This window comes from Paenibacillus sp. 7541 (assembly GCF_002276395.1).
GTDB classification, from domain to species: Bacteria; Bacillota; Bacilli; order Paenibacillales; family Paenibacillaceae; genus Paenibacillus_AQ; species Paenibacillus_AQ campinasensis.
Genome location: NZ_NQLZ01000058.1, coordinates 1 through 13,540, shown reverse-complemented (window position 1 = coordinate 13,540; position 13,540 = coordinate 1). Strand labels below are relative to the sequence as shown.

The window sequence follows — 13,540 nt, the reverse complement described above, 5'->3', positions numbered from 1 at the left end:
CCCCTTTTTCCCGTGGGGAAAAGGAGAAAAACTTGATTTTTATGTGCAAATAGGTTTTACTTAGGTTTGATAATGGATATGCCTGAGGATATATACGTGAAGATTGCGTGAGAGGAAGTGTACGTTAGTGAGTAATCCGCTCAATTTAAAGCTCGACCCGGAGAAGGTTCAGGAAATCCCGATGGTTGACCTGGCTTTTATGGTTTTGAAGGCAGCCAACACGCCGTATTATTACCGTGACCTTATGAATGAGGTAGCCAAGCTTCGCGGCTTTACGGAAGAGGAAATTAACGAGACGATTGCCCAGTTATATACAGAGATCAATATAGACGGACGTTTCGCCTGTGTAGGAACGAACCTGTGGGGATTGAAGCGCTGGTACCCGCTGGAGAAATCCGAGGATCCGATTTCGAACGCCAAGCGTCCGCGGATCATCAATGATGAAGATGATGATGACGATGATTTCACGGAAGAGGAAGATACGTTCAGCAGCGAGGATGCAGACGACAGCTACGATGTGCTGGATGACGAGGATGCGGAGGACGATCTCTTCGATGAAGACGATGCGGACGAAGATGTCGATGATGAGGTGGTCCTCGATGATGAGCTGGACGATGAGGATGCCGAGGAAGAGGACGATCTGCTGGAGGAAGAGCTCGAGGAAGAAGAGCTTGATTAGGATGCAAGTATATGCCCTTCGAAGCACTGGTGAATTTTGAGCCTGTTTCTGTCTCTTGACAATCGGATAAGGCACAGAGTAAACTATTGCTTGGGCTTATGATTGTGAATGAGTTTTTTAATAATAAAAAGTGCCCCGTTAATTTATTTTCGGGTCACTTTTTTTGTTTATATGGGGATTGACGGATGCGGGATGCAACCGGAGAATCCCGGGGAACATAGGCAATAGGTTGAAGGCCAGCTCGCTCGCCATTTTTGGAAGCGGGCCGTGCTTTTTGTTAGGCCCGCTTCTGATGAATCAGGGGAAAACGGGTTACGCTATAACATCATATGTCGCCTGAAGTTATGGAGATTATTTAGGAGGGTTTTATACAGTGACAAAGTATATTTTTGTAACAGGCGGGGTTGTGTCATCCTTAGGAAAGGGCATCACCGCGGCATCGTTGGGCAGATTGCTGAAGAACAGAGGGCTGAAAGTTACGATTCAAAAGTTCGATCCGTACATTAACATAGATCCGGGCACCATGAGTCCATATCAGCACGGTGAAGTATTTGTGACCGATGATGGTGCGGAAACCGACCTGGACCTTGGGCATTACGAGCGGTTTATCGATATTAACCTGTCGAAGAACAGCAACGTTACCACAGGCAAAGTATACTCTTCCGTCATCAGCAAAGAGCGTCGGGGCGAGTACCTGGGCGGTACGGTGCAGGTCATTCCTCACATTACGAACGAGATCAAGGAGCGCGTGTTCCGCGCAGGTCGCGAAGCCGGTTCTGATGTGGTCATTACCGAGATCGGCGGTACGGTGGGCGACATCGAGAGCCTTCCGTTTCTGGAAGCGATCCGCCAGATTAAAAGCGATGTTGGTCGCGAAAATGTCATGTATATTCATGTTACCCTCATTCCGTATATTAAAGCGGCCGGTGAAGTGAAGACAAAGCCGACACAGCACAGTGTGAAGGAGCTTCGCAGCATTGGCATTCAGCCTAACGTCATTGTTTGCCGGACAGAGCATGAGCTGTCCACCGAGATGAAAGCCAAAATTGCGCTGTTCTGCGACATTGATCCGAATGCGGTTGTGGAATGCCGCGACGCCTCCTCCTTGTACGAGATTCCGCTTAATCTCCGGGATGAAGGGCTTGACGAGATTGTAGTCAACCATCTGAAGCTGACAACTCCTGCGCCGGATATGAAGGAATGGGAGCAGCTGGTGGAGCGGGTGTCGAAGCTGGAGAAGACGGTGGAGATTGCGATCGTCGGCAAGTACGTTGCGCTCCATGATGCTTATCTGAGTGTGGTAGAATCGTTGTCCCATGCCGGATTTGATGCCAACGCCGAGGTGAAGGTTCGCTGGGTCAATGCGGAAGAAGTGAATGATGGCAATGTGGACGAGCTGCTGCGCGGCGTCGGAGGCATCCTGGTGCCGGGCGGATTTGGCGATCGCGGCATCGAGGGCAAGATCAGCGCCATTCGTTACGCGCGCGAGCGAAACATTCCGTTCTTCGGCATCTGTCTTGGAATGCAGGTGTCGGTCATTGAATTTGCCCGCAACATGGTGGGTCTTGACGGGGCGAACAGCTCGGAGATTAACCCTTCGACCGAGTTCCCGGTAATCGACCTGCTGCCTGAGCAGAAGGATGTTGAGGATCTGGGCGGCACGATGCGACTTGGCTTGTATCCGTGCAAGCTGGTGCCGGGTTCCCTGGCCGAGGCATGCTATCAGGACGAGCTGGTATACGAAAGACATCGCCATCGGTACGAGTTCAACAACGAATACCGTGAAGATATCGAAAAGGCGGGACTTCGCATTTCCGGTACGTCCCCGGACGGTCGTCTGGTCGAGATTGTAGAGCTTCCGGGCCATCCTTGGTTCCTGGCCGTGCAATTCCATCCGGAATTCACATCCCGTCCGAACCGTCCGCAGCCGCTCTTCCGGGAATTTGTGAAGGCGTCGATCGGGCATCAACAACAACTTTAAGTTTCCTAAGTGCAGAAAGCTTCCCGATTCCGGGAAGCTTTCTTTGTATTCCGCTGTCCCTGGCTTGACGTGATGCGGTGGTCAGGCCCCATCGGTGAATACGATGTGCTGATCGGCCGGAGGAACTGCCGGAAATCAAGTCGAATATAGGGATAAATGCAAGCATTTTGCCCTATATCATTTGTTGGCTAAACGTCGTTTTTTTGGATTTTTGAAAAAACATCCACTAAAAACATCTTTTTTTAGGACTTTTTTCAGGCAAAGGAGGATTTCAACATCGGCAGGCGAATACAGATAAGGGTTGCTTTTGGGACAATTGAGACTCCAGGTTTTTATATACTTTGTTCAATTCCAAGTTAGGAGGCAAGGGAAGATGAGCAGGCAAAGAGTGTTGATTGTGGATGATCAGAATGGCATCCGCATCCTTTTGATGGAAGTGTTCAGCAGCGAAGGGTATGAGACGTTTCAAGCGGCGAACGGGAAGATTGCCCTTGAGATTGTAAAGCAGCATTCGCCGGATTTGGTTCTGCTGGATATGAAAATTCCTGGAATGGACGGACTTGAGATTCTGAAGCATATCAAGCAGATGGATCCTGAAATCAAGGTGATCATGATGACCGCCTATGGCGAGCTTGACATGATCAAGGAAGCGACGGAACTAGGCGCTCTGATGCACTTTACCAAGCCGTTTGATATCGATGAAATGAGACAGGCCGTAAATGCCCAGCTGAAAGGGACGACGAGCCATATTGGCTGAATGTTGAATTCTGCACATGTTGCGGAATTCTTTTTTTTGACAACAGTGTGATGTGTGACGCAGTAAATTAGGAAATGCTTGTTTAGTATTTATAACGCGATGTGGTATAATAAGTCCGTATGTTATCACGGCTATTGTCCATAGACAAACAAAGCATCTTTAGGAGGATGAAACCATGCCATTAGTATCCATGACAGAAATGCTGAACAAAGCGCTCGAAGGTAAATACGCGGTGGGTCAGTACAATATTAATAACCTTGAATGGACACATGCCATTCTGGAAGCTGCCGAAGAAGAGAAATCGCCAGTTATCCTTGGCGTGTCCGAAGGCGCAGCGCGTTACATGGGCGGATTCAACACCGTTGTGCATATGGTGAAAGGACTGATGCAGGACCTGAAAGTGACGGTTCCGGTAGCAATCCATCTTGACCATGGCTCCAGTGTTGAGAAGTGTAAGGAAGCGATCGATGCCGGATTTACTTCCGTCATGATCGACGATTCCCACAGCCCGATCGACACGAACATCGAAACGACAAAACAGGTTGTTGAATATGCACACGCTAAAGGCGTCTCCGTTGAGGCTGAAGTGGGCATGGTTGGCGGCCAAGAGGATGACGTTGTCGGCGAAGTGATGTACGCGAAGCTCGACGATTGCGTTCGTATCGTCAACGAGACCGGAATCGACACACTGGCTCCTGCACTGGGCTCCGTACACGGACCTTACAAAGGCGAGCCTAACCTCGGCTTTAAGGAAATGGAAGAAATCCGCAATGCGGTGAAGCTTCCGCTGGTTCTTCATGGCGGAACAGGCATTCCAACACACGACATTCAAAAAGCGATCTCCCTTGGAACCTCCAAAATCAACGTAAACACCGAGAACCAAATTTCGTTCTCCAAAGTGGTTCGCGAAGTGCTGGCTGCGAAGCCTGAAGCTTATGATCCACGTACTTACCTGAAGCCAGGTCGCGAAGCGATCAAACAAACGGTGATCGGCAAAATCCGTGAGTTCGGCTCCAACAACAAAGCGTAAACTGACTTGTTATTCTGCTTAGCTCTGAATGCTGAGGCGTAACGGATGCTTGGTATGGCCTCCAGCGATTCTGCAGCTAGCTTGATCTAGCTGAATATGATGGGATGGAAAGCACACCGCTTAGCCGGTGTTTTTCCATTTCATCACCTTTATGAATTGTGCCATCAGAACCATTTCCGGCTGCGAAGTGATGTAGGGGGACCCTAAAGCTTATGGAAAAATTGATGATCAGCGGTGGACGCCCACTGCATGGCTCCGTCACAATCAGCGGTGCTAAGAACAGTGCAATTGCTTTAATTCCGGCCGCGATTCTCGCGGAATCGGAAGTGACGCTTGATAATTTGCCCCATCTGAGCGATGTGGCGGTATATGCTGAAATTTTGCGGGATCTGGGTGCCCAGGTTTCCTGGGAAGACAGTCAGATGAAGATCGACCCTTCCGATATCAAAGCGATTCCGATGCCTAACGGAGCGGTTAAGAAGCTTCGGGCATCCTATTACTTAATGGGCGCAATGCTCGGAAGATTTAAAGAAGCCGTCATCGGATTGCCGGGCGGATGCAACTTTGAACCTCGTCCGATCGACCAGCACATCAAAGGGTTTGAAGCGCTTGGAGCTACCGTAACGAATGAGCATGGCTCCATTCATCTGCATGCCAAAGAGCTGCGGGGCGCAAAAATATATCTTGATGTCAGCAGCGTCGGCGCGACGATTAATATTATGCTGGCGGCCGCCAAGGCCAAAGGCTCTACAATTATCGAAAACGCGGCTAAAGAGCCTGAAATCATAGATGTTGCTACATTGCTCAACTCCATGGGAGCCGTCATCAAAGGGGCGGGTACGGAAACGATCCGTATCGAAGGTGTCTCCGAGATGCATGGCTGCCGTCATTCTATTATTCCTGATCGAATTCAGGCGGGAACTTATATGATCGCTGCTGCGGCCACCCGCGGTGATGTGGTCATCGACAACGTGATCCCCAAACATCTGGAGGCGTTGACGGCTAAGCTGATCGAGATGGGTGTCGGTATCGAAGAGCTGGATGAGAGCATCCGGGTCACCGGGAAGGAACGCTACGAGCATGTAGATGTCAAGGCGCTGATCTATCCTGGCTTTGCTACCGATCTGCAATCTCCGATGACCAGTTTGCTGACCCAGGCCGAAGGGGTTAGTGTGCTCAGCGATTTTGTATATAGCAACCGATTCAAGCATGTGCCGGAGCTGGTGCGCATGGGCGCGAAAATCCGTGTAGAGGGGCGCTCAGCCATTATTGAAGGCGGACCGCTGAATGCGGCCAAAGTGAAGGCCACCGATCTTCGCGCTGGGGCTGCGCTTGTGATTGCAGCATTGACGGTGCCTGAGGGTGTGACCGAAGTGACCGGTGTGGAATACATTGATCGAGGCTACGACAACCTCGTGTCCAATCTTCGTGCGCTTGGTGCCGAAGTATGGCGTGAATCGGAATAACGACGCGCGGTTTGCTTCGTTATGGAGGTACAGGCCTGTCATATTTTAGGTATCCATATCAAGGTTTTTATTGTAAAATTGAGGGAAATATGAGAATCTTACTGCATATCTCCCTCTAATTTGGGCAATCCTATCCTAGTAACTCATCCATAGAATGATAGAGACCATAGCAAACTGGTTAAATTAATGTACAGAATGATTAAAATTGAATAGGTGGTTATTAAATGGATTTACAAATATCCGATTTGGAAGGCATGAAGCTGACGGATCTGTATAAGCTGGCCAAGAAGTATCAGATCCCCTATTACGGTCAGCTGAAGAAGAAGGAACTGATTTTTGCGATCCTTCGCGCACAGGCTGAGCAAAGCGGTCTGATGTTTATGGAGGGTGTCCTTGAAATTTTACCTGAAGGCTACGGCTTCTTAAGACCCATTAATTATCTTCCCAGCACAGAGGACATTTATATCTCTGCATCCCAGATTCGCAAATTCGATCTGAGGACCGGGGATCTGGTATCCGGCAAATGTCGGGCGCCGAAGGAAAATGAACGTTATTTTGGCCTCCTGCAGGTCAATGCGGTGAACGGAGAAAATCCAACTGTTGCGGCTGAACGGCTGCACTTTCCAGCTCTGACTCCTCTTTATCCACAAGAAAAGCTCGTTCTCGAAACATCCCCTAATCAATTGTCTACCCGGATCATGGATTTACTGGCTCCTGTAGGTTTGGGACAACGCGGTTTGATTGTGGCTCCGCCAAAAGCGGGAAAGACGCTCCTTCTGAAAGAAATCGCCAACAGTATTTCAACCAACTACCCTGATATCGAGCTGTTCGTGCTGCTGATTGACGAGCGTCCGGAAGAAGTGACGGATATGCAGCGTTCTGTTAAAGGCGAGGTGGTTGCATCAACCTTTGACGAGCTGCCGGAGAACCATATCAAGGTGGCTGAGCTGGTGCTGGAGCGTGCGCTTCGTCTGGTCGAGCACAAGAAGGATGTTGTGATTTTGCTGGACAGCATTACCCGTCTGGCCCGGGCGTACAACCTGGTGATCCCGCCATCTGGCCGCACGCTGAGCGGGGGGATTGATCCGGCTGCGTTCCACCGTCCGAAACGGTTTTTCGGATCGGCACGGAATGTGGAGGAGGGCGGAAGCCTGACGATTCTGGCGACGGCGCTGGTAGAGACCGGGTCGCGTATGGATGACATCATCTACGAGGAATTTAAAGGAACGGGCAATATGGAACTTCATCTGGATCGCCGGTTTGCCGAGCGGCGCATTTTCCCTGCGATCGACATCCGTCGTTCCGGCACGCGCCGTGAAGAGGTGCTGCTGAGCAAGGATGAGCTGGACACCATATGGGCCATCCGTAAAAATATGAATGATTCTGCCGATTTTGTAGAAGGCTTCTTGAAGAAAATGCGTGATACGAAGACCAATGCGGAATTTTTGGCATCGTTTGATGCGGCCAGCCATAACGGCGGCTCTGGAACTGGAAGAGAACCGGCTAAACGCACATCCAGACCTTCAGCGGCGACAGCTCCTCAGAGCTAAGGTGCGGAATATCCCGGATAGAATAGGAGATCAGCATGTATTTGGTTTATGCAGATGAACAAGGACAGGTCTACGATCATCGCGAGCTAATTGCTCTTGGTCGCAGTGGAGACATGATTGTCGAGATTTTGGAGGATGAATTAATTCCGTTGCCGGAAGGCGCTACGCTTGTAGGGCTGCCGAACACCCGGGCGATCGGGATGGACCCCGATACCGGAGAGATGCTGCCGCTGGAAGACCATTATACGGCTGTCGGTGCTTTGCTGCCGCAGGGGTATACGCGTCTATGCCTGCCCGGCTACGTGAAAAGTGACAAGGAATATAAGCTGCCGCTATTCGGATATTCCGCCGTGGTGTGGAAGGATGGCGGATTCTATACAACCGCACGTTTGTCGGATGATCCGGAGAAGTGGAACCCGGTCAATTGTGACCTGGGCGAGCTAGAGCTTGGCGTCCAAAGACTGACCGCCAAATATCCGGAGAACCGGCTGTATGAGCATTTATCCAATTGTGCGCTCGGCTATGAGTGCCTTACTGCATCCAATACGTTTTTGAACCGGTGGGAGGGGGCCGTTCCTGTATCCTATTCCTGTAATGCAGGATGCTTCGGATGCATATCCGAGCAGCCGGATGACAGCGGCTTTGTGGCGCCTCAGACCCGGATGAATTTCAAACCCCGAGTGGACGAGCTGGTACAGGTGATGCTGGAGCATCTCAAGACTCCGGAATCGATCATCAGCTTCGGTCAAGGGTGCGAGGGAGAACCGTCTACGCAGGCGAAGATTATTATTGAAGCGATGCGCGAGGTTCGCTCCCAAACTGATATGGGTTACATTAATATCAACACCAATGCCGGGTTGACTGATTTTATCCGCGGTATCGTAGATGCTGGCCTTGATCTGATGCGGGTCAGCACGATCAGTGCGCTCGACGATCATTACAATGCCTATTACAAGCCGCGGGGCTATACGCTGGCGAACGTAGAGAAATCGCTTCGCTATGCATCGGATCAAGGGGTGTACACTTCGATCAACTACCTGATCTTTCCGGGTGTAACGGACCGGGAGGAGGAGCTGGAGGCGATGATTGAGTTTGCCCGCCGTACAGGTCTCCGTCTTATTCAGCTGCGCAACCTGAACATTGATCCAGAGAGTTATCTGGAGCTGATTCCGCCGGCACAAGGCGACATACTCGGGATGAAGCAGGCGATTGAGATCATGCAGGCAGAGCTGCCTGATGTGGTCATCGGCTCTTACACTCACGTGCCGCCGGCCGGACAAGCCAGACCGAAGAAAAAGCCGGCAGCGCTTTGAGATAATATGGAAGCGGGACTGCGGCTAACGGATAAGGTTGGGCTATTGCGCTAATAATTTTCCCATGCTATACTCCATTTATGTGTCCATATAACTCTGGGTCCGCATGAGGCTCAGGGCGGAAAGAGGTGAAAGTCTAATGAAACAGGATATTCAACCGAAATATCATGTTACCACGGTTACTTGCGCGTGCGGTAACACGTTCGAGACAGGTTCCGTTAAGCCGGACCTGCGTGTTGAGATTTGCTCGAACTGTCACCCATTCTTCACTGGCAAACAGAAATTCGTGGATGCCGGCGGCCGTGTCGATAGATTTAAAAAGAAATACGGTATCTAATAACAGTCCCCTTTGCATCTGGCGAAGGGGTTTTGTTCTGCCTATGGCTTCGGCTAACAGGCAAGTTATGCCATCGGTTGCATTTTGAGATTCGATGCGATATACTAAAGTTCGCCGTGCTAGACGGGGAGGTAGCGGTGCCCTGTAACTCGCAATCCGCTGTAGCGAGGTTGAATTCCTGTTAGAGGTATTGTCGATGTGAGGCCTGGTCCCTGAACGCAATGTTGACGGTTGGGTCCTCCGCAATGAGCACCTGTGAACCTGGTCAGGTCCGGAAGGAAGCAGCCATAAGCAGGACCGCTTTTGTGCCGGAGGGTGGCCTAGCCCGAGTTGTTGTTCAGGGCTTCCGCTTGGATCGCAATTATCGATAACAGGTGCACGGTATTACATATTTGCACATCAGCATCTTTACCGTTTGGGTAGAGATGCTTTTTTGTTTTCACGTTGGCTGTGACGATGAAATTCCGGAGCAAACCTTTTGCTAAGGCTGGGGTAAGTAGTATAGAATGTAGTATAATATAACCGTCTGCCGACATGTTCTTTTTGACCTTGAGATTGACGAGCGAAGAACTAGCTGTTGTGTCTGCACGGACAATGAAGCCATGAGGGATCGGCGTATTTGCCGTGAAGTGGAAGTTGAAAGAGGGTAAAGCACAGTGGAACATATCGCGTTATATCGTGCGTGGCGGCCGCAGTCGTTTCGCGACATGGTGGGCCAACAGCATATAATCCAGACCCTGCAGAATGCGATTCGCGAGCAGCGGGTATCCCACGCCTACCTGTTCAGCGGTCCACGGGGCACCGGCAAGACCAGTGCGGCTAAGATTATGGCCAAAGCCGTGAACTGTGAGGCAGGCCCGGCCGAGGAACCCTGCAATGATTGTGAGGCCTGCCGCCGGATTACAGCTGGAGCTGTAATGGATGTGCAGGAGATCGACGCCGCATCCAACCGTGGTGTGGAGGAAATTCGCGATCTGCGGGAGAAGGTGAAATACGCACCGACCGAGGTGCGCCGCAAAGTTTACATCATAGACGAAGTGCACATGCTGACGACAGAGGCGTTCAATGCGCTCCTGAAGACGCTGGAGGAACCGCCGGCTCACGTCATGTTTATATTGGCTACAACGGAGCCGCACAAGCTCCCGGCCACGATCATATCGCGCTGTCAGCGTTTTGACTTCCGGAGAGTGTCTCTGGATGAGCAGACGGGACGCCTTCAGCGTATCTGCGAAGAAGAAGGAATTCAGGCCGAGCCAGAAGCACTTTCCTACATCGCCCGTCTATCCGACGGCGGCATGCGGGATGCGCTCAGCATTCTCGATCAGATTGCTTCTTATACAGGGGGCTCGGTATCCTACGAGCAGGTTATGAATATGACCGGGGGCATCGCATCGGAGCAGTTCGGGCGTTTGGCTTCCGCTTTGAAGCAGGGAGATGCCGGGGCTGTGCTCCAGATCGTGGAACAGTTCATGCAGGAAGGGAAAAGCGCTGACAAGTGCATGGAGAACCTGCTGTACTATTTCCGTGATCTGCTGATGATCAAAATGGTGCCGAATGCCGACAAACTGACCGACCGCGTTCTGAATCCGGCAGAGTTCGAGGAGATGGCGGCCGCTTTTACACAGGCACAGCTGTTTCAGATGATCGATACGCTGAATCGGTACCAAAGCGAGATGAAATATGCTTCCCAGCCTCAGACGCTGTTTGAAGTGGCCCTGCTGAAGCTATCGGGGATTACCCAAGGGTCTGGTGAGAGCGGGGCAGCAGGTCATGCCGCTGCAGGTGCGGATGCCGGAGAAGTCGCCAAACTGAAGCAGCAGGTGGCGCAGCTTGAGAGAAAGCTGGAACGGCTGATCCAGCAAGGGCCAGTGGCGGGAGCGGGTGGTCGTGAAGCGGCCAAACCGGCAAGAACGCCGGCGCCTAAGCTGTCGAGTACTGCCAAAATCCCGCCGAACATCAATCAGTATGTGGCCGCCAGTTCGAGCGAAGCCTTTACTGCCGTTCAGCGCCAATGGGCGCAGATTTTACAAAGTGTGAAAGACGAGAAGGTAACGGTTCACGCCTGGCTGATGGACGGAGAGCCGGTATCGGTATGGGAAGATCAAGTCCTGATCGCTTTCAAGAACAACATCCATCGCGAGACTACCGAAAGACCTGCCAACAAGCAGGTGATTGAGGGTGTGCTGGAGAGGATTCTTGGCAAGCCGCACCGCTTGATCACGATGATGCATCGGGACTGGAGCGATGTGCTGGAGGGCGAGGGAAAGCCTAAGGCCGAGGAGCTGACGCTGGAACATGAAGCTTCCGAGGCCGAAGGAGAGAAACCATGGATTGATGAGGCGATCCAACTATTTGGTGAGGACCTCGTTGTCATAAAAGATTAGCGCATATATGCGCACCCTATAATGAAGGAGAGATGACGGTATGAATAATATGAACCAAATGATGAAGCAAGTGAAGAAGATGCAGGAGCAAATGCTGAAGGCACAGGAAGAGCTGGCTACGAAAACGGTGGAAGGCACGTCCGGCGGCGGCGTGGTTACAGTAGAGGCGAACGGACACAAGCAAATTCTGTCCATTAACATCAAGCCGGAGGCTGTTGACCCTGACGATGTTGAGATGCTGCAGGATCTTGTTCTGACTGCGGTGAACGATGCGCTGACCAAGGCGGAGGAGCTTGCTAATGCGGATATGGGCAAGTTCACGGGTGGCATGAAAATTCCGGGCTTGTTCTAATTTAACCCCAGAAGGAGAAGTTACATTTGTACTATCCCGAACCGATCGCGAAGCTCATCGACGCCTTTACGCGACTGCCGGGTGTGGGGCCGAAGACGGCTGCCCGCCTGGCTTTTCACGTTCTAAATATGAAAGAAGACGACGTTATTGATTTTGCCAAAGCGCTGGTTAGCGTCAAGCGGAATCTGCACTACTGCTCGGTGTGCTGCAACATTACGGATACGGACCCGTGCCGGATATGTCAAGACAAGACACGGGATGCCTCGGTTATCTGTGTAGTTCAGGACGCGAAGGATCTGGTGGCCATGGAGCGGACCAAGGAATTCGACGGGTATTATCATGTGCTTCATGGTGCGATTTCTCCTATGGAAGGGATTGGACCGGATGAAATCCGTTTGAAGGAGCTGCTGAACCGGCTTAGTGATGAAAGAGTCAAAGAATTGATTTTGGCGACCAATCCGAACATTGAGGGAGAGGCAACCGCGATGTATATCTCCCGGCTGGTGCGTCCTTTTGATATAAAAGTGACCCGTATTGCGCATGGTTTGCCGGTGGGCGGCGACCTGGAGTATGCGGATGAGGTGACATTGTCGAAGGCGCTTGAAGGCCGGAGGGAACTAAACTGACCAGCAGCCGGCTTCATCGTTAGTATTATTGTTAGTCTAACAACATCTAAGCAGCAGAAGGAGCCGGAGGGCTCCTTTTTTTGTTCTAAGTTTGTCCCTTCTTCGATATGAATGAAACAGGCGGTCTTTTTGGCAGGCTTAAGATTCATAGAAGGAGAGGATATGAGATGAAAATGTGGTGGAGGCAGCATCGGAAGGAGAATCAGGAGGAGTACATGACAGCCGATGAGCAGGAGCGTCTGTGGAATGTGTACATGGATGTGAGGAGGTCGCAGGTGGAGTGGGAACGAGCGCATCTCTTGTTCCAGGAGGCCACGGGTCAGGATCAGATTGACTATGCGATCTACATTCTGGAGGCGGCCGAACGAAAATATCAGATGAATCTGAAGCAAGCGAAGCGGCTTAATCTGAACGGGGCAGACATGCATTACTTGAAGGGAAAGCGAGAGGGAAAAGTCAACTAGGCTGGACAGACGAATATTTGCAAACAATTCAACGATGAAGGAGGGGGTCAGGGTGAAACTGATGATGCTCGGTGTACTATGCGTTTCGCTGCTTCTGCTCATCTATATTATCTTAAAAAAAAGACTGGGCATGGGATGGGTCACGGTGTTTGGAGCTCATCTGGCGCTGGCTGCGGTCGGGCTGTATGTCGTTAATTTCACGGGGCTTGCGGCTGAGGCCTATATTCCGCTGAATCCGATGACGATCGGCACGGTAATGGTGCTCGGCTTGCCGGGCGTCGCTTTGCTTCTCGGGCTTAAAATAACATTGCTCGGATAGTTGACGGCGGGTTATCATCTGTGATACATTAAGATTCGCCCGTTTTGTTCGGGTGTGATCGTTCCCCAGCGGTTTAGAAGATAATGGATGAAAAATTAATCAAAAAAACTTCTTGACCGGGAACGAGATAGTGTGATATATTATTAAAGTCGCCGCTGTGAGTTACGGCGAACGAAAACAAAGCATTGATCTTTGAAAACTGAACAACGAGTGAGTATGGATTTTGTTAAAATCCACTGCAACATGATGTTGTACAAGCCGTACAATAAATGAAGCAGATAT

The 13,540-nt window shown here is 51.0% G+C and carries 13 protein-coding genes and 1 other RNA gene; all 14 read left to right on the top strand.

Annotation, left to right across the window (positions count from 1 at the left end):
* The first annotated feature begins 127 nt into the window (after nucleotides 1–127).
* The gene (gene rpoE / locus CHH75_RS24185) at nucleotides 128–679 is read left to right on the top strand and encodes a DNA-directed RNA polymerase subunit delta (RefSeq protein WP_095268151.1); all 552 of its coding nucleotides are present in this window, start codon (nucleotides 128–130) and stop codon (nucleotides 677–679) included.
* Nucleotides 680–1,052: 373 nt separating this feature from the next.
* On the top strand, nucleotides 1,053–2,660 hold the full coding sequence (locus CHH75_RS24180; protein ID WP_095399370.1) for a CTP synthase: 1,608 nt from the start codon (nucleotides 1,053–1,055) through the stop codon (nucleotides 2,658–2,660).
* A gap of 373 nt (nucleotides 2,661–3,033) precedes the next feature.
* On the top strand, nucleotides 3,034–3,417 hold the full coding sequence (locus tag CHH75_RS24175; RefSeq protein WP_095268163.1) for a response regulator: 384 nt from the start codon (nucleotides 3,034–3,036) through the stop codon (nucleotides 3,415–3,417).
* 175 nt (nucleotides 3,418–3,592) lie between these two features.
* The gene (fba, locus tag CHH75_RS24170) at nucleotides 3,593–4,447 is read left to right on the top strand and encodes a class II fructose-1,6-bisphosphate aldolase (RefSeq protein ID WP_095268162.1); all 855 of its coding nucleotides are present in this window, start codon (nucleotides 3,593–3,595) and stop codon (nucleotides 4,445–4,447) included.
* Between the two features lie 212 nt (nucleotides 4,448–4,659).
* Nucleotides 4,660–5,913 carry a UDP-N-acetylglucosamine 1-carboxyvinyltransferase gene (locus CHH75_RS24165; protein WP_095268161.1) on the top strand — a complete coding sequence of 418 codons (1,254 nt, stop codon included), beginning with the start codon at nucleotides 4,660–4,662 and terminating at the stop codon, nucleotides 5,911–5,913.
* A 224-nt stretch (nucleotides 5,914–6,137) separates the two neighbouring features.
* Complete coding sequence (gene rho, locus CHH75_RS24160; protein ID WP_095399369.1) at nucleotides 6,138–7,463, top strand: transcription termination factor Rho; 1,326 nt, start codon at nucleotides 6,138–6,140, stop codon at nucleotides 7,461–7,463.
* A gap of 35 nt (nucleotides 7,464–7,498) precedes the next feature.
* The gene (locus tag CHH75_RS24155) at nucleotides 7,499–8,776 is read left to right on the top strand and encodes a radical SAM family protein (RefSeq protein ID WP_095268159.1); all 1,278 of its coding nucleotides are present in this window, start codon (nucleotides 7,499–7,501) and stop codon (nucleotides 8,774–8,776) included.
* A 139-nt stretch (nucleotides 8,777–8,915) separates the two neighbouring features.
* Nucleotides 8,916–9,113: a 50S ribosomal protein L31 gene (rpmE, locus tag CHH75_RS24150; RefSeq protein ID WP_095268158.1), complete on the top strand. Its 198-nt coding sequence runs from the start codon at nucleotides 8,916–8,918 to the stop codon at nucleotides 9,111–9,113.
* Nucleotides 9,114–9,227: 114 nt separating this feature from the next.
* Nucleotides 9,228–9,495: signal recognition particle sRNA large type (gene ffs, locus CHH75_RS24145), an RNA gene on the top strand.
* A gap of 274 nt (nucleotides 9,496–9,769) precedes the next feature.
* A complete protein-coding gene (gene dnaX / locus CHH75_RS24140; protein ID WP_095268157.1) occupies nucleotides 9,770–11,497 on the top strand; it encodes a DNA polymerase III subunit gamma/tau in 1,728 nt (575 codons plus the stop codon).
* Between the two features lie 40 nt (nucleotides 11,498–11,537).
* On the top strand, nucleotides 11,538–11,849 hold the full coding sequence (locus CHH75_RS24135) for a YbaB/EbfC family nucleoid-associated protein (RefSeq protein ID WP_095268156.1): 312 nt from the start codon (nucleotides 11,538–11,540) through the stop codon (nucleotides 11,847–11,849).
* A gap of 26 nt (nucleotides 11,850–11,875) precedes the next feature.
* Nucleotides 11,876–12,475: a recombination mediator RecR gene (recR, locus tag CHH75_RS24130; RefSeq protein ID WP_095399368.1), complete on the top strand. Its 600-nt coding sequence runs from the start codon at nucleotides 11,876–11,878 to the stop codon at nucleotides 12,473–12,475.
* 167 nt (nucleotides 12,476–12,642) lie between these two features.
* Nucleotides 12,643–12,939: a hypothetical protein gene (locus tag CHH75_RS24125; RefSeq protein WP_095268154.1), complete on the top strand. Its 297-nt coding sequence runs from the start codon at nucleotides 12,643–12,645 to the stop codon at nucleotides 12,937–12,939.
* Between the two features lie 52 nt (nucleotides 12,940–12,991).
* Complete coding sequence (locus tag CHH75_RS24120; protein WP_095399367.1) at nucleotides 12,992–13,258, top strand: pro-sigmaK processing inhibitor BofA family protein; 267 nt, start codon at nucleotides 12,992–12,994, stop codon at nucleotides 13,256–13,258.
* Nucleotides 13,259–13,540 lie beyond the last annotated feature (282 nt).